The sequence below is a fragment of the Rudaea sp. 3F27F6 genome (assembly GCF_005503555.1).
Taxonomy (GTDB): Bacteria; Pseudomonadota; Gammaproteobacteria; order Xanthomonadales; family Rhodanobacteraceae; genus Rudaea.
The window spans coordinates 71,334-97,665 of record NZ_SCNG01000003.1 but is presented as its reverse complement, the minus strand read 5'-3'; the positions used below and the strand labels follow the sequence as shown (position 1 = coordinate 97,665).

General features: G+C 65.7%; 20 protein-coding genes. 4 read left to right on the top strand and 16 right to left on the bottom strand.

Annotated elements, in window-relative coordinates:
- Window positions 1-8: 8 nt before the first annotated feature.
- The 8 genes from FFS30_RS13225 to FFS30_RS13190 form a co-directional block, all read right to left on the bottom strand.
- Window positions 9-1,169: an MFS transporter gene (locus FFS30_RS13225; RefSeq protein WP_137913653.1), complete on the bottom strand. Its 1,161-nt coding sequence runs from the start codon at window positions 1,167-1,169 to the stop codon at window positions 9-11.
- A complete protein-coding gene (locus FFS30_RS13220; RefSeq protein ID WP_171014600.1) occupies window positions 1,166-3,487 on the bottom strand; it encodes a TonB-dependent receptor in 2,322 nt (773 codons plus the stop codon). The genes FFS30_RS13225 and FFS30_RS13220 overlap by 4 nt, the downstream gene beginning before the upstream one ends.
- Window positions 3,488-3,634: 147 nt before the next feature.
- Entirely contained in the window at window positions 3,635-5,080 is a 1,446-nt protein-coding gene (locus FFS30_RS13215) for an aldehyde dehydrogenase family protein (protein ID WP_137913651.1), read from the bottom strand.
- A gap of 7 nt (window positions 5,081-5,087) precedes the next feature.
- On the bottom strand, window positions 5,088-5,858 hold the full coding sequence (locus tag FFS30_RS13210) for a sugar isomerase domain-containing protein (protein ID WP_137913650.1): 771 nt from the start codon (window positions 5,856-5,858) through the stop codon (window positions 5,088-5,090).
- Window positions 5,855-6,616, bottom strand: a complete 762-nt coding sequence (locus tag FFS30_RS13205; protein WP_137913649.1) for a nucleoside phosphorylase — start codon at window positions 6,614-6,616, stop codon at window positions 5,855-5,857. The genes FFS30_RS13210 and FFS30_RS13205 overlap by 4 nt, the downstream gene beginning before the upstream one ends.
- A gap of 32 nt (window positions 6,617-6,648) precedes the next feature.
- Window positions 6,649-7,491: a carbohydrate kinase family protein gene (locus FFS30_RS13200; RefSeq protein ID WP_137913648.1), complete on the bottom strand. Its 843-nt coding sequence runs from the start codon at window positions 7,489-7,491 to the stop codon at window positions 6,649-6,651.
- Window positions 7,488-8,084, bottom strand: a complete 597-nt coding sequence (locus FFS30_RS13195) for an isochorismatase family cysteine hydrolase (RefSeq protein ID WP_137913647.1) — start codon at window positions 8,082-8,084, stop codon at window positions 7,488-7,490. The genes FFS30_RS13200 and FFS30_RS13195 overlap by 4 nt, the downstream gene beginning before the upstream one ends.
- Before the next feature lie 17 nt (window positions 8,085-8,101).
- Entirely contained in the window at window positions 8,102-8,896 is a 795-nt protein-coding gene (locus FFS30_RS13190; protein ID WP_137913646.1) for a GntR family transcriptional regulator, read from the bottom strand.
- Window positions 8,897-9,428: 532 nt separating this feature from the next.
- On the opposite strand from FFS30_RS13190, the gene FFS30_RS13185 reads away from it, so the two are divergent.
- Window positions 9,429-12,854 (top strand): mechanosensitive ion channel domain-containing protein, encoded by a 3,426-nt coding sequence (locus tag FFS30_RS13185; protein ID WP_171014599.1) that lies wholly within the window; start codon window positions 9,429-9,431, stop codon window positions 12,852-12,854.
- Here the strand turns inward: FFS30_RS13185 and FFS30_RS13180 are convergent.
- From FFS30_RS13180 to rpoZ, 6 genes are all read right to left on the bottom strand, one after another.
- Complete coding sequence (locus FFS30_RS13180) at window positions 12,806-13,735, bottom strand: nucleoside hydrolase (protein WP_137913644.1); 930 nt, start codon at window positions 13,733-13,735, stop codon at window positions 12,806-12,808. The genes FFS30_RS13185 and FFS30_RS13180 overlap by 49 nt on opposite strands.
- A gap of 88 nt (window positions 13,736-13,823) precedes the next feature.
- A complete protein-coding gene (locus FFS30_RS13175) occupies window positions 13,824-15,149 on the bottom strand; it encodes a hypothetical protein (RefSeq protein WP_137913643.1) in 1,326 nt (441 codons plus the stop codon).
- 22 nt (window positions 15,150-15,171) lie between these two features.
- Window positions 15,172-17,268, bottom strand: a complete 2,097-nt coding sequence (recG, locus tag FFS30_RS13170) for an ATP-dependent DNA helicase RecG (protein WP_137913642.1) — start codon at window positions 17,266-17,268, stop codon at window positions 15,172-15,174.
- Window positions 17,269-17,419: 151 nt separating this feature from the next.
- Complete coding sequence (locus FFS30_RS13165; protein ID WP_137913641.1) at window positions 17,420-17,803, bottom strand: RidA family protein; 384 nt, start codon at window positions 17,801-17,803, stop codon at window positions 17,420-17,422.
- A gap of 356 nt (window positions 17,804-18,159) precedes the next feature.
- Window positions 18,160-20,301 (bottom strand): bifunctional (p)ppGpp synthetase/guanosine-3',5'-bis(diphosphate) 3'-pyrophosphohydrolase, encoded by a 2,142-nt coding sequence (locus tag FFS30_RS13160; protein WP_137913640.1) that lies wholly within the window; start codon window positions 20,299-20,301, stop codon window positions 18,160-18,162.
- Between the two features lie 99 nt (window positions 20,302-20,400).
- The gene (gene rpoZ / locus FFS30_RS13155; protein ID WP_137913639.1) at window positions 20,401-20,691 is read right to left on the bottom strand and encodes a DNA-directed RNA polymerase subunit omega; all 291 of its coding nucleotides are present in this window, start codon (window positions 20,689-20,691) and stop codon (window positions 20,401-20,403) included.
- 447 nt (window positions 20,692-21,138) lie between these two features.
- Here rpoZ and FFS30_RS13150 point away from each other — a divergent pair, with 447 nt between their 5' ends.
- Window positions 21,139-21,891 (top strand): VacJ family lipoprotein, encoded by a 753-nt coding sequence (locus tag FFS30_RS13150; protein WP_343182329.1) that lies wholly within the window; start codon window positions 21,139-21,141, stop codon window positions 21,889-21,891.
- A gap of 27 nt (window positions 21,892-21,918) precedes the next feature.
- Here FFS30_RS13150 and FFS30_RS13145 read toward each other — a convergent pair whose 3' ends face one another.
- Entirely contained in the window at window positions 21,919-22,713 is a 795-nt protein-coding gene (locus FFS30_RS13145) for a DeoR/GlpR family DNA-binding transcription regulator (RefSeq protein WP_137913637.1), read from the bottom strand.
- Window positions 22,710-23,951 (bottom strand): amidohydrolase family protein, encoded by a 1,242-nt coding sequence (locus tag FFS30_RS13140; RefSeq protein ID WP_137913636.1) that lies wholly within the window; start codon window positions 23,949-23,951, stop codon window positions 22,710-22,712. The genes FFS30_RS13145 and FFS30_RS13140 overlap by 4 nt, the downstream gene beginning before the upstream one ends.
- 257 nt (window positions 23,952-24,208) lie before the next feature.
- On the opposite strand from FFS30_RS13140, the gene FFS30_RS13135 reads away from it, so the two are divergent.
- Window positions 24,209-25,396 carry an SIS domain-containing protein gene (locus FFS30_RS13135; protein ID WP_137913635.1) on the top strand — a complete coding sequence of 396 codons (1,188 nt, stop codon included), beginning with the start codon at window positions 24,209-24,211 and terminating at the stop codon, window positions 25,394-25,396.
- Complete coding sequence (locus FFS30_RS13130) at window positions 25,393-26,313, top strand: sugar kinase (RefSeq protein WP_137913634.1); 921 nt, start codon at window positions 25,393-25,395, stop codon at window positions 26,311-26,313. The genes FFS30_RS13135 and FFS30_RS13130 overlap by 4 nt, the downstream gene beginning before the upstream one ends.
- Window positions 26,314-26,332 lie beyond the last annotated feature (19 nt).

The following is a 26,332-nucleotide window of genomic DNA, read 5'->3' as shown; positions in this document are numbered from 1 at the left end:
CAAGTACGCTATGCAGTTCGAGCGTGTCGATCCGCAGCGATGAGCATAGCGAAACTCGCGACCAGTGCCGCCGCACCGACGATGCCGAGCGCGGTCGCGCCGGACGACTGGAACGCCACGCCGCCGACGAGCGGACCGAGCGCGGTGCCGAGGCCCTGCATCGCCGCGATCAGCGCGACGTAGCGCCCGCGCACGTCGCACTGACTGACGATCGACATCTGGTGCGGCAAGCCCGTACCGACGCCGAAGCCAAGGCCGGCGATGGCGAAGACGAACAGCGCGATCGTGCCGGCGTGGCCGAGCACGGCCATGCACACCGCAAGCAGGACGTAGCTTGCGACGAGCACCTGCCAACGGCCGATGCGCTTGCCGAGCAAGGCGATGCCGGTCGAACCAAGGCCGGTAAACAGAAGATTGGAAGAAAGCACCGACGTCACCGTCGAGCCGGCGAAACCGGCCTGCGTGCCGATGCGTTCGGCGAAGGCCCAGACCGCGGCGAAGGCAAGACTGAACAAGGCGATCGCCGCCAGTCCGCATACGAGCCGCAGACGTTTCTCCTCGCCTGCGCCGACACGCGTCGCGGCCGCGGCGTTGCCGAACTGCGCGGGCAGTTTCACCGCGGCCGCGGCGAGCAGGCCGATCAGCAAGGCGATCGCCGTCGTCATGCCGAACAGGCCGCTCTGCGGCAGGACGAAATGACCGATAAGAAACGTGATGACCGCGAGCGCCGGATAGCCGATCGCAATCGCCAGGGCGAAAGCGCGTTCCGCATTCGGCGCCGCGCCGAACACACGATACGCGATCGCCCAGAATGCGCCGAGCGCAAGGCCGATGCCGGCGCAGGCGATCAACGCTGGCAGATAACCGACACCGAATGCGAGACTCGCGAGGCCAAGCCAGACCAGCGCAACGCTGACTGCAACGGCCGCGCGCGGGGACATTCGCATGCTCCACCATGGCGCAGCGAGCCCGGCTATCGTGAAGCCGACGAGATAGGCCGAGCCGAGTGCGCCGGCCTGGGTGGCGGAAAGGCCACCGCGATCTTCCTGCAAACCGATGAAGAACGGCAGGAAGGCCCAGAACAGGCCGCCCGCGGTGAACAAGGCGATCGCCGCGCCGATCGCGGCGCGGTCGGGCGGCGCTGCCGAAGTGGATACGGTCGCGCTCACAGATCCATGCCGAAACTGACGCCGTAGGTACGCGGCATGCTCATGGAAACTCCGGCAAGCCCGGCGGCGACGACCTGATAGCCCTCGGTCACGTAACGGCGGTCGGTGAGATTATGCACCCAAAACTGCACGTGCCAACGGCTGGAAATATTGTCGAGCTTGACGCTCGCGTTGACGACCGTGTGCGTCGGCGTCATCAGCGCCTTCGTGCCGAGAAGATCGCGATAAATCTTGTCTTCGTACTTCACGTCGATTTCCGGCATCAGACGATAGCCGCCAGCGAGATCGATACGATAACGCGTGCTCAGGTTGTACTGCCATTCCGGCGAGTTGGCGAGCGGGCGTCCCTTGATGTTGACGACCTTGCCGAACAGATCCTGCACCCAGAGATCGCGCAGTTCCGTGTGCAGATACGCGCCGCCGAACGTCACGTCCCAAGCCGGCGTGATGCGCGTGGTCAGTTCGAGTTCGCCGCCGTAGATTTGCGCGCCCTTGCCGTTGGTCAGATACGGCGCATTGACGCCGGCACGGTTCTCGACGGCGGTGAGCTGTATGTCTTTCCAATCGTTGTAGTAGACCGCACCATTGAGCTGCACGCGCTTGTCGAGTGCGGTGAGCTTGAAGCCGCCTTCGTAGGTAATCGCGGTTTCCGCCTTGGTCGGCTGCAGCGATTGCGGACTGGTGATGAAGTAGGCGCTGTAAGTTCCGGCGTTGAAGCCACGTGAGACGCTGGTGTAGAGCAGCAGGTTCTTGTTCGGTTTGTAGTCGAGACCGAGCTTGCCCGACCACTCGCTCTGACTCAGATGACTGGTGCCGGCGAACGCCACCGCGGGTGCACCGCCGTCGGGCGTACCGACTTCGCGGTAGTCGTAATTGCGGCGCACGCCGCTGTCGCGCAGTCCGGCCGTGAGTTTGAGCGTGTCGGTAAGTGCGTAGTCGATCTGGCCGAACGCGCCCCAGGTGGAGGTGCGCAAGGTCGAGTAGTCGGCCGTCGACGCGCCGAACCAGTCGGAGAAGTTCGACACGAAGATCGGATTGCCCCCGAGCCGGTCGTGCGAGAAGTACACGCCGGTGATCCAGTTGAGCCGGGCCTGTTCGTTCGAGGCGAGGCGAAGTTCTTCGGAGAACTGATTGACGTCACTCGCGCGCACTGTGTCGATAAGATTGTTCGGGCCGGCGTCCTCGTCGTAGCCGGCGCGGCGCGTCATCCAGTCATAGCCGGTGACCGAAGTCAGCTTGACCGCGCCGAGATCCCAATTGACTTCGGCGCTGAAGCCCGCGCTCTTGTCGTGATTGCGGCCGAACAGGCTCAACGGATTGCGGTAGGGATCGCCGCTGGTGTTGTGGTAGCCGTTGAAGTCCACGCACTGCTGGTTGGCCAGGCCGATGTTGCCCGAAAGAAACGCCGGGCAAATCTGGCCCGCGTTCGGCTGCCCTTTCGGCACGAGCGCGGCAACCTGCGAGAACGGCCATGTGTCGGAACGGTCGATGCCGCCATGGAAATTCAGCAGCACGGACAAGGCGTCGCTCGCATCCCAAAGCAGTTGCGCACGCCAATAGGCCTGGCGCAATTGCCCGGTCTTGTCGCCGTTCGGATTGCCGTTGCTGAACGGCCCGCTCCATTGACGAACGAGACGCGTCGACAAACGATAAGCGACGGTGTCCGACAGCGGGCCGCCGATCGCGCCTTCCGCGGCGGCGTATTGGTAGCTGCCGTAATCGACGGTGAAATAGCCGTCGGGATCGAACGTCGGCCGCGCCGAAATGATGTTCATCGCGCCGCCGATGGTGTTGCGCCCGTACAGCGTGCCTTGCGGGCCCTTGAGCACCTCGACGCGGTCGAGGTCGAACATGCGCAGCGCGAGCAGCGGCGGCGATGACAGGTATACCCCGTCCGCATACACGCCGACCGACTGCGGTGAGAGTTCGGTGAAATTGTCCGCGTTCATGCCGCGAATCGTGATTTCGGGATAGCCGTTTTCGCCGAACGGGCCATGCACGTTGATGCCGGGCGAATAGCGCGCGAGGTCGGAAATCTTGGTCGCGCCCTTGTCGCGCAGATCGGAACCGACGAACGCGTCCATGGTGATGCCGGTGTCGTTGATCGATGCCGAGCGGTGCTCCGCGGTCACCGTGATCGCCTGCAATTCCGCCGTTTCCGGCGCGGCGCTTTTCGCCGGCTCGTCCTTCTTCGCCGGTTGCGTTGCGGGATCGGACGACGGTGCCGCTACGGATTCGTTGCCCGCGTAGGCGGGCGCAGCGCCGGCGAGCGCCGTGGTGGCGAGAAGAGCGAGAAGACTGCAGACGGATTGGTTCACGAGCATGCTCCCTGGCAAGCTGGCTGGAGAATTCCCCGTACGTGCGGGGGTTGATTATTTCTGCATTGTTGCAATGTATATATGACTACTTGACTAGTCAAGTAGTCATTCAATTTTTACGTCGATGCCCCCGAGCATTGCGGTTTCTCAGGCGCGCCGCACGCGCATGCGGATGGCCTTGGCCTGCAGGTAGGCGTCGAGTCCCTCGCGCCCGAGTTCGCGCCCCATGCCCGACAACTTCCAGCCGCCGAACGGCGCCTGCAGCTCGGAGGTGTCGTTGACGTTGACGCCGACCATGCCGAATTCGAGCCGGTCGGCAAGCGCCCAGCCGCGTTCGAGATCATTGGTATACAAATACGCGGCAAGGCCGTAAGGCAGGCCGTTGGCGAGCCGGAGCATTTCGTCCTGCGTCGCGAACCCGCGGATCGCGGTGAGCGGGCCGAAGGTTTCGGCGTTCATCGGCAGGCTGTCGAGCGGCGCGTCGTCGATCAAGGTCGGGCGAAAGAAATGGCCACGCTGCAATGCGGCGTCTTTCGGTGCGTCGCCGCCGGCGACGAGCTTGCCGCCTTTGGCGAGCGCGTCGTCGAGATGCGCGCGCGTGCGGCCGATCACACCGGCGTTGAGGGCAGGACCGTAGGCGATGCCGGGCTCGTAGCCGGGACCGAGCTTGATCGCCTCGGTCAGTGCGACAAGGGCATCGACGAAGCGGCGATGCACCCGCGCGTCGACGAGGATGCGGTTCACCGCGATGCAGATCTGGCCCATGTTTGAGAACGAGCGGCGCAGCGCGGCAGCGGCAGCGGCTTCGATGTCGGCGTCGGCGAGCACGATGAACGGCGCATGCCCGCCGAGTTCGAGGACCACGCGCTTCAGGTTGCCCGCGGCGCGCCGCGCGATATCCTGCCCCGCCGCCACCGACGCCGTGGCCGAGATCGCCGCGATATCGGGATGCGCGGACAGCGCCGCGCCGGCTACCGGGCCCGTGCCCGGCAGGTTGGCGAGAACGCCGGCCGGCAAGCCGGCGGCATGAAAACAATCGACCAGGCGCGCGATCGCGAACGGCGTTTCGTGTGGCGGCTTGATCACGATCGGGCAGCCCGCGGCGAGCGCGGGCGCGATCTTCCAGCAATACAGATCGACCGGATAATTCCACGGCACGATGCCCGCGGCGACGCCAATGGCCTGACGCGAGACGATGCTCTTGATGTTCGGGTCCGCGGTCGCGCGCAGTTCGCCGCCGAGACGGCGGCCTTCCTCGGCGTAGTAGCGCAGCACCTTGAGGCCGAAATCGACTTCCTTGCGCGCATCGGGCACGGGCTTGCCCTGCTCCAGCGTCAACAGGCGTGCGATCTCATCGCCCTCGGCTTCGATGCGGTCGGCGGCATCGAGCAGAATCGCCGCGCGCGCATCGGCGGGCATGTCGGCCCACGCCGGCAGTGCACGTGTGGCTGCGGCGACGGCACGATCGATGTCGGCCGCATCAGCGAGCGCAGTGCGCCCGACCCGATCGCCGGTCGCGGGATCGTGCACCTCGAACCAGTTTCCGTTTAGCGGCGCATGCCACTGACCATCGTAGAACAGTGTCGTTTCCATATGCGCCTCACATCGTCCGTTGCGAAAGGCGGCGCCACAGGTCGGCGTAGTTGAGATCGTTCTGGCGGTCGGCCGCGGCTTTCTCGGTCGTGTTCGGATTGACCATCAGCATCGGCTTGGCGCCGCGCGCGGCGAGTTTCTCCACCGTCGCCGCATTGATCGCCTGGCCGATTGCAATTGCCAGGCTTGTCGAGGTGGCGCCCGTGCGGCCGGCTACGCCTTCGACCGCGAGCGCCGCATCGCCTCTCGGCACGCCGGTGTCGATCACGACGTCGGCAATTTCGTAGAGATGCTTGGCGCTGGAATGGCGCGACGGCGTCGACGACGAATGCGGCACGCTGGTCACGCCGATGACGCGCAAACCGCGGCGCTTGGCGCCGAGCGCGATGTCGAGCGTCACCGCATTGAGCCCCGAATGCGAGAAGATCAGCATGGCGTCGTCGGGCTCGATCTGATGCGCCGAGAGGATCGCATCGCCATAGCCTTCCTGCGCATGGATGAAACGATACTGGCGCGCGCCCATGTCGCCGAGCACGCGATGGAACGAAATCATCGTGCTTTCGACGATGGGACGGAAACCGACCACGGTACCGGTGCGCGGAAACATCTCGAGCGCGGCGAAGGCGCCGTGGCCGGTGCCGAAGGTAAAGACGAGACGATCGCGCGCGATCGCCTCGGCGCAGATCTCGGCGGCGGCATCGATCGCCGCAGCCTGCGTGTCGAAGATGTTTTCGAGGCGTTGAGAAAGCAGCTGGTAATAGTCGCGAACGATGCTCATGTATGGGTCTCTTCAAGGCTGGCCGGAGTGCGCGCGAGCGCGTCGAGTCCGAAACGGAACAATTCGCTTTCACGCGCAAGCATCGTTTCTGCATCAAGCTTGTCGCGATTGAGGCTGTCGACGCTGGCGACGCAGAGCGTGCCGGCGCGCGCGCCGAGCGTCGCGGCTGCGGCGAACAGCGCGGAGCTTTCCATGTCGATCGCGTGCACGTTCTGCTCGGCGAGCGTGGCGCGCGTCTGCGCGACGCGCGCGGCATCGGCCGGATCGAGTGCGAACATGTCGCGATAAAAACCGTCGTAGCTGGCGAAGCGCGCGCGATGCCACGGGCGCCCGCTCGCCGACAGCGCGGCATCGAGGTTCGCGCACAGACCGGCATCCGCGGCCGCGCGATCGCACGGTCCCGCGTAGGCCTGCGAGGTGCCTTCGCGGCAGAGCGCATCGACGCCGACGACGAAATCACCGAGTTGGATCGGCGGCAAGGTCATGGCCGTGCCCATGCGCAGGAAACTGCGCACGCCAAGGTCGAACAGTTCGTGCAGGACGATCGTCGCGATCGGCGCGCCCATGCCGAATGCCGCAGCGGTGACGCGAGTGCCGTGCCACGTGCCCGTGATCGTGCGCAGCATGCGGTTTTCGCCGAGCCACTGCACATCGTCGAGCAGGTTGGCGAGACGATGGATGCGGGCGGGATCGCCGATCAACACGGCGCGCGACGCCACTTGATCGGAATTGACGCCGAGATACCAGGCGCGTTTCATCAGACTATGCTTCTCTTGAGGTTGCGGAAGAATCAGGCACGGCGCCGCTGCAACAACTCGTGCGACGCGCGCACGCCGGCCTGCACGGCGGTAAGCGGGTCCGCTTCGCCGCCGAGCAGCGCGGCGAGTGTCGCGCCGGCCAGGGTGTCGCCGGCGCCGGTCGCGTCGCCGATTTGCAGCGGGGTGACGGGAATCTGGAATGTCACGCCCTGCACGCGCACATGGATCGGGTCGGCGCCGCGCGTTTCGATGATGATCTGCGCCGGGTCGGCATCGGCCGTTGCCTCGTCGATCCATGCGCGTTCGTCGTTGTTGCAAAACACGTAGCGCGCACGCCGCCCGAGCCGCGCGCGCAGCTCGGGCGGAAACGAGATCGGATCGTTTTTCGCCACCCAAACGACGAGCGCATCGTCGCGCACGACGTCGAGCGCACGCAGTCCGCACGCGGCCGGACTGACGGTGACGACGACCACGTCGGCGCCGCGGATCAGGTCTTCCTGCGGCGGCGTCGCGGCGCTGCCTGCCGAACCGAAATCGATCAGGCAGGCACAGCGGCCGTCGTCCTTGTAGAGCAGCATCGACACCGGCGTCGTCTTGCCGGCCGCCGCATCGATGCCCTGCGTGCCGATGCCGTGGCGGAGACAGTGATCGGCATAGAGATTGCCCATGTCGTCGTCGCCGGTCCAGGTGACGATATCGACGCCGAGACCAGCCTGGGCGAGAGGCCGCGCGACGTAGAACGAGCATCCGCCCGGCCGCGGCCACTCGCCATGCGGGCGGCTGGCAATGCGGCTGGTCCAGCCCCAGCGCACGTCGCCGTCGACGCTCGCGGCATAGTCGAGGCTGGCGTAACCGAGGACGGCAATACGAGTCATGCGAGTACCTTGCAGGCGGCGTCGGTCGACCAGAGCCAGCCCATATAGCGGCGAATGTCTTCGCGCGAGGCGGCCGCGAGTTCGGCGCGGTTGGAGTTGGTGGCGTCTTCAACGAGCAGGCAGCGATAGCCGAGGCCGAAACCGTCCTGGATCGTTGCGCGCACGCAGACATTGGTCTTGACCCCGGCGACGACGAGGCGGCGTACGCCGTTTTCGCGCAAGAGCAGATCGAGGTCGGTGCCGAAGAACGCGCTGAAGCGGCGTTTGATCAAAGCGACTTCGCGCGGCGCGCGCGCAGACGGCGGCCCGAAGCCGGCGAAGTATTCTGCATTGAAGGAATCGCTTTGTCCGTGCGGCGGCAGCTTGTGCGATTCGAAATCGGCGAGCCCGGGCCGATGTACGTCGGCAACATGGACGATCAGGCGGCCGCCGCGCCGGGCGGCATCGAGCAGAGCGGAGAGCTGCGGCAGGATGCTCGCTGCCTCGGAGTAGAAATTCTCGCCGTCGGCATGGAAGAACGCGTTCTGTACGTCGACGAGAACGAGGGCAACCTCCCCTTCCGTTGCATCCGTCACTGGCGTTGTCCCCGGCATGGCGATCTCTTTCGGCCTCAGGCGATCTTCCAGCCGAGCCGCTGCTGCTTGGCGCGGTTCGGCCGTCCGCTCTGTGGCATGACGAGGCTGACCGCGTAGCTGTAGCTCTCGCCCGCGTAATCGGACTCGACGATTTCGAGCAGATTGCCGTCGACGTCGTAGCTCTTGCGATGCAAGGTCATCAGCACGGCGTGCGCGGGCAGCTTGAGCAGGCGCGCTTCCTGCGCCGTGGCCGTGCGTGCGCGCAGGATTTCTTCGGCGTGATCGACCGGGACACCGGCATCGGTGTAGGCGCGATACAAAGAAAAATTCGGCGCGCGCAACTCTTCGATATTCTCCGCATCGAACGCGCTCAACCGCTTCGCGACGTGCGCCGGTACGACGCAGTTGTGGATCGACCACGGTGCGCCGTCGACGAAACGCAGACGCAGCAGTTGCACCGCTGCCGTCGTGCAGCCGTACTGCAAGGCCTGCTCGCGGCTCAGATCGTTGCGCTGTAAAAGTTTGTGCGACGGAGTGCGACCCTGCTGGCGCACGGTTTCGGAAAAGCTCGCGAGCAGACCGGGCTGGCGATGCAGAGTCGGACGCGAAACGTAGGTGCCGGCGCCCTGGCGGCGCTGAACCAGCCCTTCCTGGATCAGCATCTCGATCGCACGCACGACCGTGCCGCGGCTGATGCCGTACTGGCGGCACAGTTCCGGCTCGCTCGGCAGCGTGTCGCCGGGGTTCCAGCGTCCCGACAGAATGCCCTCGCGCAACTCGTTCGAGAGTTTCAGATAAAGGGGCGACGCTTGTTTGGTCAGCGATGGCATGGCGGCATTCTCACATTGTAGAGTTGACTAGTCAACTGGTTAATTCGCGCAAAATTATCCACGCTGATCGAGGGGGGCCTCGACCGGCTCAACGGAAGTCTAGTGGATTGCCAAGGCATGCTGATTCGGATGGAGCGGGCTCTGCGCGTCCGCCGACGTCGTCGTGCGGTGAGCCAGAAACTTGACCGGATCGTCGTGCCACTCCTCGGCCCAGTCGGCGATCTGCCCTGGCCAGCCCTGGGCGGTATGGAGTACAGGGTCTCTGTCTAATGGATGACACGATGCATGGCAGCTCGACCAAACACATGGCCCTGCAAGCTCGCGAATAGCTATGATCGCGGATACCCGGGGCGGTGTTCGGCGGCCACGATGTCGGGCACCTCTCCGCAGTCTTTCTGCCGCGAAAACAGCTTTCGCAAGCACCTCCAAAACGCAGCCAAACAGCCCGGCCGCGGCGATTCAGCCCGAAAACGGCATAATCCCCACTCGGCTGCCGTGCGCAGCGCCCTATCGCATCCATCGCCGCGTTCTGATGCCTCATTCGTTCGCCCCATTCCGCGCTTTGCTTATTCTCGTGCTCGCCGCGGCGCTCGCACCGTCATTGCCGGCCGCCACAGCACAGCCCGCTCCCGCAGCGCAGCCGGGCCAGGATCTGCCGCCGCCGCTCGACGATGCGATCAGCAACGCGCTCGCCGCCCTGCCGCGTGCACGCGACCTCAATGCCGACCAGCGCAAGAAGGCCGAGGATTTGCTGCGCGACGCGCAGGCCGACGATCAGGCGGCCAGCGACGCCGTGGCGCGGCGCCAGAGCTTGCTCGATGCCGCGCTCAAGGCCGCCCCGGCCGAAACCGCGCCGCCGGCCTCGGGCAGCGACAACGGCCAGAACTTCGCCGACTGGCGCGCGAAACTGCCGAGCGACGAGGACTCGACCCAGCTTTCCAACCTGCTCGAAATCGAGCGCAACCAGCTCGGTGCGGCGCAGGCGTCGCTGCGCAGCCTCGAAGAAGCGCTGCAGAAGCAGACGCAGCGGCCGGACACGCTGCGCGACGAACTGGCAAGCGTGCGCGCGGAACAATTCAGCGGCGCATCGCCGACGGCCGACACGCCGCGTGCGCTCGCCACGGCGATGCGCCTGCGCGCGCAGGCGGCCGAACGCCTGCAGCGCTGCCGCATCGCCTTGCTCGAAACCGAGCAACGCACCTACGAGCCGCGCATCCGCACTTTGTTCGCGCAGCGCACGGCGGCGCGGCGCAGCATCGACGAGCACGACCAGCGCGTGCGCTGGCTCGAGAACATGGTGCTCGACCGCTATGCGAGCAAGATCAGCGATCTCGTCACCCAGCTTGCCGGCGAGCGCGACAAGCTCGAAGCGGCGCAGGCCGCGCCGGCGCTGCGCGAAGCTGCCGCAGAGAATCTCGCCCTCGGCCAGGATCTCGCGGCGACGATCAAACGCAACGCGAGCCTGCGCGAGCTGCAAAGCGCGTACACGACCGAACGCAGCGATACCGAACAGGCGGCGAAGAACACCAAGGCGCGCCTCGACCTCGGCGGCGTCAGCGAAGATGTCGGCGCGCTATTGCTCGCCGAGCGGCGCAAACTCAAGCCGCTGAACACGCTCAACCGCGAACTCGCCGACGTGCGCAACGAACTCGCGCAGAGCAAGCTCGCCGTGCTCGATCTGCGCGAGGAGCAGGATCGTCTGGAAAACATGGACGGCGCGATCGCCGCGGCGCTCGCTCGTGCCGGGCAGCCGCCGGCGATCACCGGGCCGCTGCACGACGGCCTGCAGCGCCTGCTGACCACGCGCGGCGATCTGTACACCCGGCTGATCGCGTCGAAGACGCGGCAGACGTCGGTCGCCGAAGACACCGAGCAGCAGCTTACCGGGCTGATCAAGACGACGACCGAACTCAACGGCATGCTCGACTCGAACCTGCTCGCGATACCGAGCCACGCGCCGATCGGCCTGGCCTGGTTCGGCGAACTCGGACATGTGCTGCGTAATCTCGCCCATCCGAAAGAGGCCGCGCAGATCGTCGGCGTCGCCGACAGCGTGCGCACCAGCGGCGCCCTGCCCGTCGCCGCGCTGCTGATGGTTTTCGCCGCGGTGTACGCGCGCCGGCGCGTGCCAGTGGAATTCGAGCGCGTCGCCGCACCGATGCGGCGCATCCGCACGGACCGTTATCGCTACACCATGTGGGCACTCGCGCTGACTGCGCTTGCCGCGGCGCCGATCGCGCTGCTCTGGACGATCCTCGCGCGCCTGTTCCTGCACACGACCCATGTCGATCCGCTCGAAGGCTCGCTCGGCCTCGCTACGGGCAGCATCGCCGTGCCGTGGTTCGTGCTCGCTTTCCTGCACTGGCTGAACCGCGAGAACGGCCTCGCCCATCTGCATTTCCGCTGGCTGCGCGCGCGCCGCGCCGCTTTGCGCCGCGCGGTGCCGTGGATCGCGCTCGCCGTGCTCGTGCCGACCTTCATCCACAATTGGCTGCGCGAGATCAGCAACGACGAGATCGACGCGACGATCGGCCGTGCGCTGTTCATCCTCGGCACGCTCGCCCTCTCGGCGATCGCCTGGCGCCTGCTCGGCCGCGGGCGCATCTGGGCGCAGCGCGGCGGCAAGCTCGACGACGAACCGGTGCGCCTGCGTCAGCTGACGCGCGTGGCCTTCAGCGCGGGCTTTATCGTGCTCGCCGTGCTCGCCGCGCTCGGCTACTTCTTCACCGCGATCGTCATCGCCGAGCATCTGCTGATGTCGCTGATCGCGATCCTCGCCGTTTGCGTGGTCCACGGCCTCGCCGTGCGCTGGCTGATCCTCGGCGAACGCCGGCTCGCACTCAAGCGCGCCGAAGACCGTCTGCTCGCGGAGGCGGAAGCCACCGGGCCGCCGGCCGAAGGCGAGACCATGCCCGAAGTCGAACCCGAGGAAGTCGCCGTCGCCGACCTCGGCGCGCAGACGCGCCGCGTGCTGCGCCTCGCCATCGCGCTTCTGCTCGGCGCGACCCTGCTCGTGATCTGGTCGGACATCGCGCCCGCGCTGAGCTTCCTCGACAACTACCGGCTGTGGTCGTCGACCTTCGCCGACGAGAACGGCAAGCAGGTCGCGTTCTACGTAACCCTGCGTTCGGTGCTCGAATCGGCCCTGCTGCTCGCGATGACCTTCATCGCCACGCGCAACCTGCCGGGCCTGCTCGAAATCGGCGTGCTGCGCCGCCTCAACATCGACGCACCGACGCGCTACGCCATCGTCAGCATCGTGCGCTACCTGATCGTGCTGATCGGCTGCTTGGTCGGCATCAGCCTGCTCGGCGTGCACTGGTCGAACCTGCAATGGCTCGCGGCCGGCTTGACCGTCGGCCTCGGCTTCGGCCTGCAGGAGATCTTCGCCAACTTCATCTCGGGCCTGATCGTGCTGTTCGAGCGGCCGTGCCGCGTCGGCGACATCATCACGATCGGCAACATCGAAGGCACGGTCACGCGCATCCGCACGCGCGCGACGACGATTCTCGACTGGGACAACAAGGAAGTGATCGTGCCGAACAAGGCCTTCATCACCGAACGCCTGGTCAACTGGACGCTGAGCGACACAACCACGCGCGTCGTCGTCAAGGTCGGCATCGCCTACCGCAACGACCCGCGCCTTGCGCAGAAGCTGCTGCTGCAAGTCGCCGGCGAGCACACGCTCGTGCTACAGGACCCTCAGCCGGTCGCCTGGATGATCGGCTTCGGCGATTCGACCCAGGATTTCGAGCTGCGCTTCTTCGTCGCCGAAATCGGTCAGCGCAATCTGGTGCGCAACGAGCTGGTCATGCGCATCGCCGACGTGTTCCGCGACCACGACATCGAGATCGCCTATCCGACGCGCGATGTGTGGTTCCGCAATCCGCTCGAAACGAACGCCGGCGCTCAGCGCGCGCCGACGGCCGATGCAAGCAGCGCCTCGAAACGCGACTGATCGACGTCGAGGACGATACGCGCGTTGGCGCGTTCGCCGAGGCGGTTTTCCCAATCGACGACAGTCGCGCCGCGCGTCAGGCGGCCGTCGAGTTCGACGGCGACGTGGCGTTCCTCTTCGCGCAGGACAATATCCGGTTCGAGTGCGACGGCCATTGCCAGCGCGTCGGCGATCAGCAGCTTCGGCCGGCCGCGTTCGCGCGACCAGGCGCGGGTCTTCTGTGTGATCGACGCGTAGAACTGCGCGCGCGCATCGCCCTTGTCCAGCATCGCCTCGAAACGTTCGAAGTCGAGGCCGTGGCGCACCGTCGCTTCCCAGTCAACCAGGGTGAAATGCGGCCAGCTCGAAAAGACCACGTGCGCGGCTTCCGGATCGAAGCCGATGTTGAACTCCGCCGGCACGGTGCCGTAGTTGCCGCGCCCGGTGACCGCGCCGCCCATGACGACGAACTTGGCCACGCGCTGCGGCAGGCTCGGATCGAGCTTGAGCGCGAGCGCGACATTGGTCAGCGGTGCGAGCGCGACGAGGACGAGTTTGCCCGCATGCTCGTGCGAAGCGCGCAGGATCGCGAGCGCGGCGTGTTCGCTTTGCGCTTTGCGCGTGCTCGGCGTATAGCCGGTGTCGCCGAAGCCGTCGCTGCCGTGCACGGCGGCCGCATCGGCCGCGGCGTGGACGAGCGGCGTCGCGCAGCCCGCGTACACCGGTGTCTGCGCGCCGATCACGTCGACCAGCTTGAGCGCATTCGCCACCGTGTAGTTCAGGCCGACATTGCCGGCCGCGACGGAGAGCCCGAGCACGTCGGCGCGGTCGTGCGCCATCAGGATCGCCATCGCGTCGTCGACGCCCGGATCGGTGTCGATCAGAATTTTATACTTTTGCATTTTTTCATTTCCTCATGCCGGCCGTCGCGGCCGTGCGGATCGAAGCGCGGCTTTCCGCGCCACGGCGATCAAAAACGAGGCGCACATTCTACTTGGTCTCGTCGGTCGCCGGCGGCGGCACGTCGAACGGCGGGAAGCCGAGCGCCTTGAGAGCGGCCAGCCTGCTCATCGTCAGCTCCGGCTGGTCGAAGTAGAGCGAACGCAGTAGTTGGGCATCGATGTTCGGCCAGGTCGTGCGTATTGCCGTCGCGATCGTGCGCGTTTCGCTGGCGACGCGTGCGGCCTTGCGCGTCATCTGCACGGTGTTGACGGCGGCGAACAGGACGACGACGGCGACCGCGATCTTGCCGAACCTGCGCGCCGACGACGAACGCAGATCGGCGAGCGCGATCAAACCGAGCCAGCCGAGCCAGAACAGCGAGGAAATGCTGACGTAGCGCGTGACGAAAGCATGCTGCGCGCCGTTGTCGGCAGCGCGCGCCACGGCGATAACGAATGCGCAGACGATGGCGAATACGAAAAAGCCGAGCCACGGCAGGCTTTTGCGCCGGTCGACGCTGCGCAGAAAAGCCCAGGCGCCGCTGCCCAGTGCCGCGAGCGCAAGCAGCGGCGCCGCGTCGGTCGCGAAGCGGCCGATGCCGCCGCCGAGAAAATTCAGCGCATAGTGCACGCTCAGCACGAGCGACGGACTCGCCGGAATTTCCGCCGCGTTGTACTTGCGCGTGAACGCGTAGGCGGCGAGACCGCAACCGCCCCACAGCACGGCCCCGACTGCGCGGCGCATGCGCGACTGATCCTCGCGCAAGATCAGCAGCAGGATCGCCGCCGGAACCAGGGCGATCGCCGTGGCGAAACTCAGATAGGCGAACACGCCCGCTAGCAGGCCGCAAGCGAGATTCGCCCACGACAACGTGCAGCGCGCAATAAAATCGATCGCGACGACCGTGCCAACCAGGCTCATGAACACTGCGACCTGCCAGCCCCACTGTAGATTGGCGAGGTGGCCCGGATAGAGCACGAGGAAAATCATCGCGAAGAAAATCGCCTGGGCAAAACGATCCTGCGTGGGCAAAGTGCGCCGCATCTGCATGACGACGAGGACGGCATACACGACGAGAAACACCCACGACACCGCGCAGTCGAGCCAGAGCTGCCCATGCGTAAGATGCGTGGTTGCGAGCAGAACCGCGTAGGCAGCCAGGTGAACATGCCCGGCGCGGAAACTGAAGAACTCCGTGCTGCCGAGCGTGCCATCGCGCCAGGCCTGATAGATCGGCACCATGTCGAGCTGATCCCAGAGCATCATCGGGATGTGCCAGAGCAAGGTCAGGATCAACAGCATGCCGGCGAGCGCGGCGAAGACCGCATATGCCGCGTTCAACCTGCCGCGATCCTGTGCACGCAAAGGATTCATCGTTCGTCCGTCGTCGAGAAGATCAAGCGCCGGCAAAACGCGCGGCGTGACCGATCCAGCGCACGATCAGGCGCTCGGCCAGATCGAGATGGTCGCGCAGGAGTACCTCGCCCGCGTGCTGTACGGCCGGCAGAAGGTGCGCGTCGCGCGTCAGATTGGCGACGCGCAGCGTCATCTCGCCGGTCTGGCGCGTGCCGAGCACTTCACCCGGACCGCGCAGTTCGAGATCCTTCTCGGCGATGCGGAAACCGTCGTTGGTCTCGCGCAACACGTCGAGGCGCTGACGCGCCATGCCCGAGAGCGGCGCCTGGTAAAGCAGTACGCAACTGGACTTGGCGCTGCCGCGGCCGACGCGGCCGCGCAATTGGTGCAGCTGGGCGAGGCCGAGACGTTCGGCGTTCTCGATCACCATCAGGCTCGCGTTCGGCACGTCGACGCCGACTTCGATGACGGTCGTCGCGACGAGCAGGGAAATCTCGCCGGCCTTGAACGCGTCCATCGCCGCCTGCTTTTCCGCCGGTTTCATGCGCCCGTGCACGAGACCGATGCGCATGCCGGGCAGCGCCGCAGTCAGTTCCGCATGCGCGACTTCGGCTGCCTGGGCCTCCAGCACCTCGGATTCTTCGATGACAGTGCAGACCCAGTAAGCCTGCCGCCCTTCCGCGCAGGCGGCGCGGATGCGTTCGACGACTTCGCTACGCCGCGTGCCGTTGAGCACGACCGTGGTGACCGGCGAGCGCCCGGGCGGCAGTTCGTCGATCACCGATACGTCGAGATCGGCATACGCCGTCATCGCCAGCGTGCGCGGGATCGGCGTCGCGGTCAGCACGAGCTGATGCGGTATCTCCGCGCCGGCGCGTCCCTTGTCGCGCAGCGCCAGACGCTGGTCGACGCCGAAGCGATGCTGCTCGTCGATGATGACAAGACCGAGGCGATCGAACTCGACGCCTTCCTGCATCAGCGCGTGGGTGCCGATCGCGATCTGCGCCGGGCCTTTCAAGCTTGCGAGCGCCGCCGTGCGCACCTTGCCCTTGAGCTTGCCGGCGAGCCAGACGACTTCGATGCCGAGCGGAGAAATCCATCGGTGGAAATTGACGAAGTGCTGTTCGGCGAGCAGCTCGGTCGGTGCCATCAGCGCGACCTGCTTGCCGGCTTCGATCGCGGCCAGCGCGGCGAGCGCGGCAACGACGGTCTTGCCCGAACCGACATCGCCCTGGACCAGGCGCAGCATCGGCGTCGGCGCGGCGAGATCGCGCGCGGCCTCGGCGGCGACGCGCGCTTGCGCACGCGTCGGCGAAAACGGCAGCGCAGCGAGGAAACGCTCGCGCAGCTTACCGTCACCGCGCAACGCAGGCGCAGAGTGCGCGCGTAGACGGTTGCGCAATTGCTTGAGTGAAAGATGCTGGGCGAGCAGTTCCTCGTACGCGAGGCGCCGCTGCGCCGGATGCGTGCCGAGATCGAGCTGGGCCAGATCGGCTTCGGGCGGCGGGCGGTGCACATACAGCAAAGCATCGCGCAACGAAGTCAATTCGTTCGTCTCGCGCAGCTCACGCGGGAGCAGTTCCAAAGCCTCGTCCTGCGGCAGTTGCGCCAAGGCACGTTCGATCAGGCCGCCGAGGCGCTTCTGGCCGAGACCTTCGGTCGTCGGATAGATCGGCGTCAGGCGCTCTTCGACCACGCTCACCGCATCGTCGGCGAGGCGCTGGTATTGCGGATGCACCATTTCGAGACTGTGCTGGCCACGCCGCACTTCGCCGAAGCAGCGCAGGCGCGTGCCGATCGCAAGCTGGCTCACCTGGGCGTTGTTGAAATGAAAGAAACGCAGGACCAGGGTGTGCTGCGCCTCGTCCGCGATCGCGATGCGCAGTTGCGGCCGGAAACGAAAACCCTTCTCGATCGCTTCGACGCGTCCTTCGACCTGAGCGGTATCACCGACACGCAGATCGCGCAGTGCGGTGATGCGCGTCTTGTCTTCGTAGCGCAGCGGCAGGTGGAACCAGAGATCCTGCAGCGTCGTCAGGCCGAGCTTGCGCAGCGATTCGCGCAGCGCGGGACCGACGCCGGCCAGGGCAATGGCCGACTCCCCTCCTTTGTTCGCGTTGGCGGCTGGCGCTGGCATGATCCTGCTTACCTTCTCCTTCGGACAAGGTACCCCGAAGGGGCGCATGAGGGAAAAGCCTCGCCGACTCCGACGGTGTCCAAAGTCGCGACGCGTCTCCCTCACCCGGCGCTGCGCGCCACCTTCTCCCGACGGAGAAGGGAAGATCGCGCTAGTCCACCACAGCGATCATGTCGATTTCGACCTGCGAGGCCTTGGGCAGACCTTTCACTTCGATCGTCGAACGCGCCGGATACGGTTCCTTGAAGTACTCGGCCATCACCGCATTGACCGCGGCGAAGTTGCCGAGATCGGTCAGATAGATGCCGACACGCGCAATCTGGTCGAAGCCGATGCCGGCCGCGGTCGCGACCGCTTTGAGGTTTTCGAAGACGCGACGCGCCTGGGTTGCGATGTCGCCCTCGACGAGCACGCCGGTCGCCGGATCGAGCGGAGTCTGACCGGAGAAATAGATCGTGTTGCCGACGCGCACGGCCTGCGAGTACGGGCCGATTGCCTTGGGAGCGTGATCGCTATGGATGATGGTGCGGGACATGAATAACCTCGGAGTTGAAGACTGGGGAGAGCATAAGAGCAAACCTCATTCGGGCGAAAGCGGAACGGACGCTTTGTGCTATTCGGGAGTAGAAAAACCAAAGTGCTGGATTCCGGCTTTCGCCGGAATGACGAGCGGGGGTTTTCGGGTTAAGCCGGAACGGGCGCGTTGTGCTTCTCGGAGTGACGGAAAACCAACGTGCCGGATTTCGGCCTTCGCCGGAATGTCGAGCGGGATTTTCGGGTTAGAGCTGGAACGAGCGCCTTGCGCTTTTCGGGAGTCGGAAAACCAAAGTGCTGGATTCCGGCTTTTGCCGGAATGGCGAACGGTGATTTTCGGGTTTCAGAGCCAGCCTGTCACACCGGATAGCGGTACACGCCATGCACGACACTCGCCCGGCGCACGCGGTACATCACCTCGTCGAGATGCTTGCGGTTGCGGACTTCGATCGTGAACATCAGCGTCGAGGTGTTGAGGTCGCGTTCCTGGTATTCGACGTTCTCGATATTCGAGTCCGCTTCGGCGATCGCCGCAGCGATCGTCGCGAGCACGCCCGGCTTGTTCTCGACCACGATGCGCAGGCGCACGCGGTAATCGCCGGTGACTTCGCTGTCCCAGCCCATCGCGATGATGCGCTCGGGCGTCTTGCGGTAGTCGGCCGCGTTCGGGCAGTCGATGCGATGCACGACGACGCCCTTGCCCTGTGACAGATAGCCGATGATTTCGTCGCCCGGCACCGGATGGCAGCATTGGCCGAAGCTGAGCACCCCGCGTTCGCTGCCGTTGATCAGCACTTTTTCCTGCGTGCGCCGCGTGGCCTTGGTCGTGCGCGCAGCGCCTTCGGCGAGCGCGGTCGCAACCTGGTCGGGCATGCGGTTGCCGAGCGCGATATCGGCGAGCAGTTCCTCGAGCCGCTTGAACTTCGCGTCGGCGATGTAGCGGTCGAGGGTCTTGAGCGGAATCGCGTCGAGGGTCACGCCCTGCGCTTCGAGCGCGCGGTCGAGCATACGGTGGCCGAGTTCGACCGCGTCCTCGTGCTGCAGATGCTTGAGGTTGTTGCGGATGGCGACGCGCGCGCGCGCCGACACCACCCATTCCAGCCACTGCGGGTTCGGCTGCGCCGACGGCGCGGTTATGATCTCGACCGTCTCGCCGGAATTCAGGCGCGTACGCAGCGGCACGAGCTTCTTGTCGACGCGCGCGGCAACCGCGTGGTTGCCGACGTCGGTATGCACGAAGTAGGCGTAGTCGAGCGCGGTGGAATTGCGCGGCAGGGAAAAAATCTTGCCCTTCGGCGAAAACAGATAAACCTCGTCGGGGAACAGATCGACTTTGACGTTCTCGAGGAACTCGGCCGACGACGCTTCGCGCGCCTGCGTTTCGACCAGGCCCGCGATCCAGTCGCGCGCGCGCGATTGCGCGGCATTGGCCGGCTCTTTCGAGGTTTTGTATACCCAGTGCGCGGCGACGCCGCGCTCGGCGGCCTGGTCCATTTCCTGGGTGCGGATCTGTATTTCGATCGGCGCGCCGAACGGCCCGAACAGCACAGTGTGCAGCGACTGGTAGCCGTTCGCCTTCGGGATCGCGATGAAATCGCGGAAGCGCCCGTCGAGCGGCTTGAACAGCGAATGGATCGCGCCGAGCGCGTGGTAGCACTGCATCGTCTCCTCGACGATGACGCGGAAGCCGTACACGTCCATGACCTGGTTGAAGGTCTTGTGCTCCTTGTGCATCTTCGAGTACGTCGAGTACGGCGTCTTGATCCGGCTCATCACCCGGCTCGGGATGTGCTCGGCGACGAGGCGCGCGGCGAGCGCCGCCTCGATCTTGCCCATCGCTTCGCGGCGGTTGCCGAGCACGCTCTTGATGCGTTCGGAAATGATCCGGTAGCGATCCGGGTAGAGCGATCGGAAGCCGAGGTCCTGCAGCTCGGAGCGGAACTTGTTCATGCCGAGGCGCTGGGCGATCGGCGCGTAGATGTCGAGCGTCTCGCGCGCGATGCGGCGGCGCGAGGCCGGCGCCATCGCGCCGAGCGTGCGCATGTTGTGCAGACGGTCGGAGAGCTTGATCAGGATGACGCGCAGGTCGCGCGCCATCGCCAGCAGCATCTTGCGAAAGCTCTCGGCTGCGGCGTCCTGCTGGTTGCGGAACTTGACCTTGTCGAGCTTGGTGACGCCGTCGACGAGTTCGGCGACGGTGGCACCGAATTTTTCCTCGAGCTCGGCGCGCGACAACTGGGTGTCTTCGAGCGTGTCGTGCAGGATCGCGGCGATGATCGTTTCCGCGTCCATGCCGAGATCGGCGAGGATGGTCGCGACCGCGACCGGATGAGTGATGTAGGGCTCGCCGCTCTTGCGCGTCTGCCCTTCGTGTGCGTGCGCGCCGGTGAAGTAGGCCTCGCGCACGCGCGCGACCTGCTCCGGCGACAGATAGGCGGAAAGGCGCTGTTCGAGCGCCAGCACGTCGGCAGGGACGGTTTCCTGCAGCGCCGTGCTCATGCTCGCGTTCCTAGCGTGCTACGCGAAGAGCGTGCGAAGCGTGTGCGCGCCAGCAGTGCGCGGCGCGCATGGAGGAAAAACAATGGCCTGCGCCATCGCTCACAGATCGTCGCCGCCCTTCAGGTCGTCGTCGACTTCGGCGGCGGCCCATTCGAGCGCTTCACGCTCGGCCTTCTCGCGCGCGGCCTTGTCGACTTCGTCGATCAGGCTCTGGTTGATCTTGCCGCCGGCGATCTCGCGCAGGGCGAGCACGGTCGGCTTATCGTTGGCCGTGTCGATCGTCGCTTCGGCGCCGTTGGCGAGCTGACGCGCGCGCTTGGTCGCCATGAGTACGAGTTCGAAACGGTTGTCGACCACTTCCAGACAATCTTCTACGGTGATGCGTGCCATACAAAAGAACCTCGAATAACGAATTGCGGAACCCAAATCGCGCAGCCGGGCCGGACGCCCCCGCGGGAATTTTCGAATCGTCTCGGATGCGCCGATTCGGCGGTGCTGCGTAAGGCCGGGCGGCGGATTCGCGTACTTGCACAGGAGGGCTGGCAGGCAACGCGCAGACTTGGGAAATCTATACGTTTCACATTGTAGCCTCCGCGGTAAGTCCGCGCAAACCGGCATTTTCTCGAACTGAACTGCTCCTGTACCTGACTCGGCTTGAAAGTGGGCAGGCGTGCCGCAATTGCGTAGAGTTACGCGCCAGACAGGGAAATGAACCGCCCAGCGCCTTGCGCGAGCGAGCCTTAGCGACGCGGAACGCCCACGGATAGCCAGACACCGATGCCGAAGACTTCGACACCTTTCACCCGCCTTGCCCTTCTCGCCGCAGGTGCCGCAGTTTTGGCCGGATGCGCAACGCCGACGCCGCGGCGCGACGATCCGTACGAGAAGTTCAACCGCAAGATGTACGAGTTCAACAGCTTCGCCGATCGTGTCGCGATCCGGCCGGTTGCGGTCGGTTATCGCAAGGTCACCAACGACACCACGCGGCGCCTCGTCAGCAATTTTTTCGCCAACGTCAAGTCGCCGATCACGATCGTCAACGACCTGCTGCAGGCCGAACCGAAGTATGCGTTCACCCAGACCAGCCGCCTCGTCATCAACTCGACGGTGGGCATTCTCGGCTTTTTCGATCCGGCGAGTGAAATGGGCATCGACGCGCATACGACCGATTTCGGCGTGACGCTGGCCAAGTGGGGCGTGCCGGAAGGCCCTTATCTCGTGCTGCCCTTGGTCGGCTCGACCACGGGACGCGATCTGGTCGCGACGCCGGTCGATTCGTATTTCCTCGATCCGCTGTCCTGGTACGCACGCGAACACGACTTCAAGTGGCACGCCGAGTACTTTCCGCAGGTTGCCTACCTGATCACGCTGCGTTCAAGCGCGATCGATGCCGAAGGCCTGCTGCAGGGCGTCTACGATCCTTACGTGTTCTATCGCGACGCCTATCGCCAGCGCCGCCTGTACAAGATCTACGACGGCAACCCGCCGATGGAAGCGATCCAGGCGCTGCAGGGTGACGAGAATCTCGACGTCGACAAACTGCTCGAAGAGCAGCAGCAGTACGAGAAGAAGCAGCAGAAACAGCCGTGATCGCGCCGGCCGGCGCGATTCAGCCGCTCAGACCAGAGTCACCCTGACGCCGGCGCCTTCGAGCGCCTGTACGTAGTCGGGCGTTGCGCCGGTGTCGCTGATGATCTTGTGCAGACTGGACAGCGGCGCGATCACCGAAAGGCTGCGCTGACCGAACTTGCTCGAGTCGAACACGCCGATCGTTTCGCGCGCGGCGCGGATCATCAGCGCGTTGAGCGTGGCTTCCTGCGGGTCCGGCGTGGTTACGCCGACCTCGGGCGCGATGCCGTCGACGCCGAGAAACAAACGATCGGCGGAAAGCTGGGCGAGCATCTGCTCGGCACCGGGACCGACCAGCGAATGCGAACTCGCGCGTAACAGGCCGCCGAGCATCATCACGCGGATCGCCGGGATCGCGCCGAGTTCGAGCGCGATGTGCAGGCCGTTGGTGATCACAGTCAGCTCGCTCCACTGGCGCGTGCGCAAGGCGCGCGCAATCTCGATCGTGGTCGATCCCGAGTCGAGGATGATCGTCTCGCCGTCCTCGACCAGCCGCGCCGCGGCCTGGCCGATGCGCCGCTTCTGCGCATGATGGCGGGTTTCCTTGATGCTCAGCGGCGTATCGACCGCATGCGCGGGCGCCGGCACCGCACCACCATGCGAGCGCACGATCGCCGCGTTGCGCGCGAGCGCTTCGAGATCGGCACGGATGGTCACCGGCGAAATGTCGAAACGCTGGGCGAGTTCCTCGACCGTGGCACGCCCCTGCTGCTCGACCAGCTCGACGATGAGGCGGCGGCGCTCTTCGACGAGCAGGCGAGGCGCGGGGGACGATGGGGTCATGCAGTCAGACCAAGCAGGCGGGCGGCGTTGTCGTGATAGATCTTGCGTAGTATCGCATCGGGCAGGCCGACGCCGTAGATGGCCCAGCGCCCCTGCGGCGGAATCTCGGCCGGAGCATAGTCGAAATACTCGTCCTCCGTCTCAAGGTAGCGATAGTAGATCTCGTAGAGCGCATCGCCGAGCAATTGCTGCGGCACCTCGTCGCCCCACGGCGACGGCACCGCGTCGGTGCCGAACAGAATGCGGTCCTGGTAGCGCTCGAAGAAATGCCGGCTCGCGCGCGGCTGGCGGCCGAGTTCGCCCACGCGCGCGCTGATGTCGACGTGCACGTTCGCATGGCGGTCCAGGCACGCGGAAATTGCGCCGAGGTCTTCGGCTTGGGAACCCACGTGCATCAGCACGAACGTGGTCCGCGGATGCCGCTCGATCACGCGGTCGCGCGCGGCGATCAGCTCGTCGTAACTCGGGAATCCTGCGCCGTAGAACGACCAGTCCGGGTGATTGGCGAGTTCCTCGTAGCGTTCGTTGTGCGCATCGGTCGGCAGGAAGAACGCGGCCGGGTCGGCGCTATGGATAAACACCGGCAGATCCAGGTCCGCGCAGGTCGCCCACATCGAGTCGAAACGGCGATCGTCGATCGTGACCAGTCCGCCCTGATCGACGCGTTCGCGCAGGTAGAGCCCGAGCGTCTTGAGCAGCTTCAGTCCGCAGGCGCCGGCGCGTTTGGCGTGTGCGAGCGCATCGGCCTGCCGCTGCGGGTAGTCGGGCTCGGCGACGTATTCGAACGACGGCTCGGTCATGGTCAGGAAGCGTCCCGGCGCAGCGTGGTCGAAACGCGCGATCGTCGCCTCCAGGCCTTTGCCGATGCCGCCGGTCAGGTTGACCATCGCGCGGATGCCTTTGCGCTCCATGAGCGGCAGCAGCTCTTCGGGCGAGGCGAACCAGGTCATCTCTTCGCCGAGCGATACGCCGCTGCGCGTCGCGGTCATCCACGAGAGATGCGTGTGCACGTCGATCACCGGGAAACGCGGCTTTTCGATGCGCGTCTCGCGCACGCGCAACATGCTGCGCGGGGCGAAATCGGCGAGGCGCAAGCCCGCTTTGTCGACATCGCGTGCGGTCTGCAGCGGATTCTTGCCGGCGTTGCCGCGCACGATCGAAAGCGGCGGCGTGCAGCAGAAACATTTCGCCCGCGCCGGCGACGCGGCGGCGGATTGGCGCTGTGTCGAGGTTTTCATCGTGTCATCCTAGGCCTTTCGCACGGCACGAAAAACCCGCAACCTGCGCGCGACGGCACGAGCGACCGCCGCCGCCGCCGTTGCGCCGATTTTGACCGTCTTTCGGCGGCCCAGGGGAAAATCAGCGGCAAGACCGGGGCGTCGTCGCCCGCATCCACCCGAAAAATCCTTGGAAATTTCATTTTGTTTCGTTTATTGTATTAATCGACGAAATTAACTTTCATTTTGCGTCAATTTTTTTTCAAATGCCAGTCACTATGGACAGTTCAACGCCTTCGATCGAACTCGGACGGCTTCTCGCCGGCAGCGCCGAGGAACAGCAGCGGGCGGGCTACGCGGACACGCTGCGCGAAATCCTGCAGCAGCCGCAGACCTGGCGCGACACCGCCGCCCTGCTCGCCGGGCCGGCCGCCGCGGCCATTCTGTCGCAGGCGTTGATTTCGCGCCCCGAGTACATCGTACTGACCGGCTCGGGCAGTTCGGTGCATGCGGGCGAATGCCTCGCCGGCGTGCTGCAGGCCGCCCTGCGCATCCCCTGCCGTGCCATACCGGCCGGCGACCTGCTGACCAATCTGCGTGGCATGCTGCCGCCCGGCAGCGGCCTGGTCATGTCGATCGCGCGTTCGGGCGACAGCCCGGAAAGCGCCGCCGTGGTCGATTCGATCCTCGCTGCGGCGCCGGCCTGCGCGCACTTGGTCGTCACCTGCAATGCCAACGGGCGCCTGGCGACGCGCTACCGCAGCGAGCCGCGCGTGCGCGTGCTGCTGCTCGACGCACGTACTAATGACCGCAGTCTGGTGATGACCAGCAGCTTCACCAATATGCTGCTCGCCGGCGGCGCGCTCGTGCAGAGCGAAGCCTACGCCGCGCAAACCACGTCGGCCGCCGATGTCGCACAGCGCTTGTTCGACAGGCATGCCGACGCGCTGGCGATGGCCGCGCGCAAAAATTTTTCCGCCGCCGTATATCTGGCCAGCGGTCCGGGCCTCGGCGCCGCGCGCGAGTCGGCGCTGAAAATGCTCGAAATGTCGGGCGGCGCGGCGGCGACGATGGCGGAAACTTTCCTCGGCCTGCGCCACGGCCCCATGTCCGCGCTGAACCGCCCGAGCCTCGTCGTCGCGTTCCTGTCGGCGCAGGCAAACGTGCGCGACTACGAATACGACCTGCTGCGCGAACTCGAGCGCAAGCGCCTCGGCCTCGCCCGCGTGATCGTCGGCGAAGGCATTCCGGCCGGTGTCGTCGCGGCCGGTGATCTGGCCATCGATCTGCCCGGCCTCAATGCGCTCGGCGACACCCAACGGCACATGATCGACGTCGTCGTCGGCCAATTGCTCGCCTTCTTCCGCTGCCTGCATCTGGGCCAGAAACCCGATGCGCCGTCGGCCGGCGTGCTCACGCGCGTGGTCGAGGAGTTCGTCATCCATGCGGCCGGCGAAGCGCGATGAAGCGCGTCGTCATCGCCGGCGAAATCAATGTCGATCTGATTTTCTCGGGCGTGCCCGAGCTGCCGCAATTCGGCCACGAAACGCTGGCGCAGAGTTACCTGCAATGCCCCGGTTCGTCGTCGATGATTCTGGCGATGGGCCTGGCGCGACTCGGCAGTCCCGTGCGCTTCATTGGACGCTGCGGCGACGATCCGTTCGGCCGCTTCTGCATCGCTGCGCTGCGCGACCGTGACGTAGACACTTCACTGATCTGCGCCGATGCCGCGCTGCGCACCGGCGTAACCGTGGCGATGTCCGCCCACGCCGACCGTGCTCTGCTGACCTGGTCCGGCGCGATCGCCGAGCTGAGTGCCGACGACGTCAGCGACGCCGCGTTCGCGCACGCCGATCACCTGCACGTCTCGTCGTACTACCTGCAGACCAAGCTGCGTCCGCAGCTCGGCGAATTGTTCGTGCGCGCGCGCGCCGCCGGACTCAGCACCTCGCTCGATCCGGGCTCCGATCCCGAGCGGCGCTGGGGGCGCGAGCTGATCGAGGTGCTGCGCCACGTCGACGTGTTCCTGCCAAACCAGAGCGAAGCCTGCGCGATCGCCGGCGTCGATACGCCCGAAGAAGCGCTGCGCGCGCTGGACAACGGCACCACGCGGATCGTCGTCAAGGCAGGCAGTCGCGGCGCGATGACGCTCGAAGACGGCCAGCTACTTTTCGCGCCGGCGAGCGCCGTGCAAGCCGTCGACACGACCGGCGCCGGCGACTCGTTCAACTCGGGATTCCTGCATGCGTGGCTGCAAGATCTGGCGCCGCTCGATTGCCTGCGCTGGGGCAATGCGTGCGGGGCCTTGTCGACGCGCGGCATCGGCGGCACGGCCACCCAGGGCACGCGCGAAGAAGTGCTCGCGCTGCTTGGCGCGAAATAGAAAATCCGGAACGACTGCC

What these genes read in the sequence shown, in the direction of transcription:
- FFS30_RS13205 (WP_137913649.1), bottom strand. Translation starts at nt 6,616, where the DNA reads ATGAAACGCGCCTGGTATCTCGGCGTCAATTCCGATCAAGTGGCGTCG.
- FFS30_RS13215 (WP_137913651.1), bottom strand. Translation starts at nt 5,080, where the DNA reads ATGGAAACGACACTGTTCTACGATGGTCAGTGGCATGCGCCGCTAAAC.
- FFS30_RS13140 (WP_137913636.1), bottom strand. Translation starts at nt 23,951, where the DNA reads ATGAAAACCTCGACACAGCGCCAATCCGCCGCCGCGTCGCCGGCGCGG.
- FFS30_RS13210 (WP_137913650.1), bottom strand. Translation starts at nt 5,858, where the DNA reads ATGAGCATCGTTCGCGACTATTACCAGCTGCTTTCTCAACGCCTCGAA.
- FFS30_RS13185 (WP_171014599.1), top strand. Translation starts at nt 9,429, where the DNA reads ATGCCTCATTCGTTCGCCCCATTCCGCGCTTTGCTTATTCTCGTGCTC.
- rpoZ (WP_137913639.1), bottom strand. Translation starts at nt 20,691, where the DNA reads ATGGCACGCATCACCGTAGAAGATTGTCTGGAAGTGGTCGACAACCGT.
- recG (WP_137913642.1), bottom strand. Translation starts at nt 17,268, where the DNA reads ATGCCAGCGCCAGCCGCCAACGCGAACAAAGGAGGGGAGTCGGCCATT.
- FFS30_RS13180 (WP_137913644.1), bottom strand. Translation starts at nt 13,735, where the DNA reads ATGCAAAAGTATAAAATTCTGATCGACACCGATCCGGGCGTCGACGAC.
- FFS30_RS13135 (WP_137913635.1), top strand. Translation starts at nt 24,209, where the DNA reads ATGGACAGTTCAACGCCTTCGATCGAACTCGGACGGCTTCTCGCCGGC.
- FFS30_RS13160 (WP_137913640.1), bottom strand. Translation starts at nt 20,301, where the DNA reads ATGAGCACGGCGCTGCAGGAAACCGTCCCTGCCGACGTGCTGGCGCTC.
- FFS30_RS13175 (WP_137913643.1), bottom strand. Translation starts at nt 15,149, where the DNA reads ATGAATCCTTTGCGTGCACAGGATCGCGGCAGGTTGAACGCGGCATAT.
- FFS30_RS13165 (WP_137913641.1), bottom strand. Translation starts at nt 17,803, where the DNA reads ATGTCCCGCACCATCATCCATAGCGATCACGCTCCCAAGGCAATCGGC.
- FFS30_RS13195 (WP_137913647.1), bottom strand. Translation starts at nt 8,084, where the DNA reads ATGCCGGGGACAACGCCAGTGACGGATGCAACGGAAGGGGAGGTTGCC.
- FFS30_RS13190 (WP_137913646.1), bottom strand. Translation starts at nt 8,896, where the DNA reads ATGCCATCGCTGACCAAACAAGCGTCGCCCCTTTATCTGAAACTCTCG.
- FFS30_RS13200 (WP_137913648.1), bottom strand. Translation starts at nt 7,491, where the DNA reads ATGACTCGTATTGCCGTCCTCGGTTACGCCAGCCTCGACTATGCCGCG.
- FFS30_RS13130 (WP_137913634.1), top strand. Translation starts at nt 25,393, where the DNA reads ATGAAGCGCGTCGTCATCGCCGGCGAAATCAATGTCGATCTGATTTTC.
- FFS30_RS13145 (WP_137913637.1), bottom strand. Translation starts at nt 22,713, where the DNA reads ATGACCCCATCGTCCCCCGCGCCTCGCCTGCTCGTCGAAGAGCGCCGC.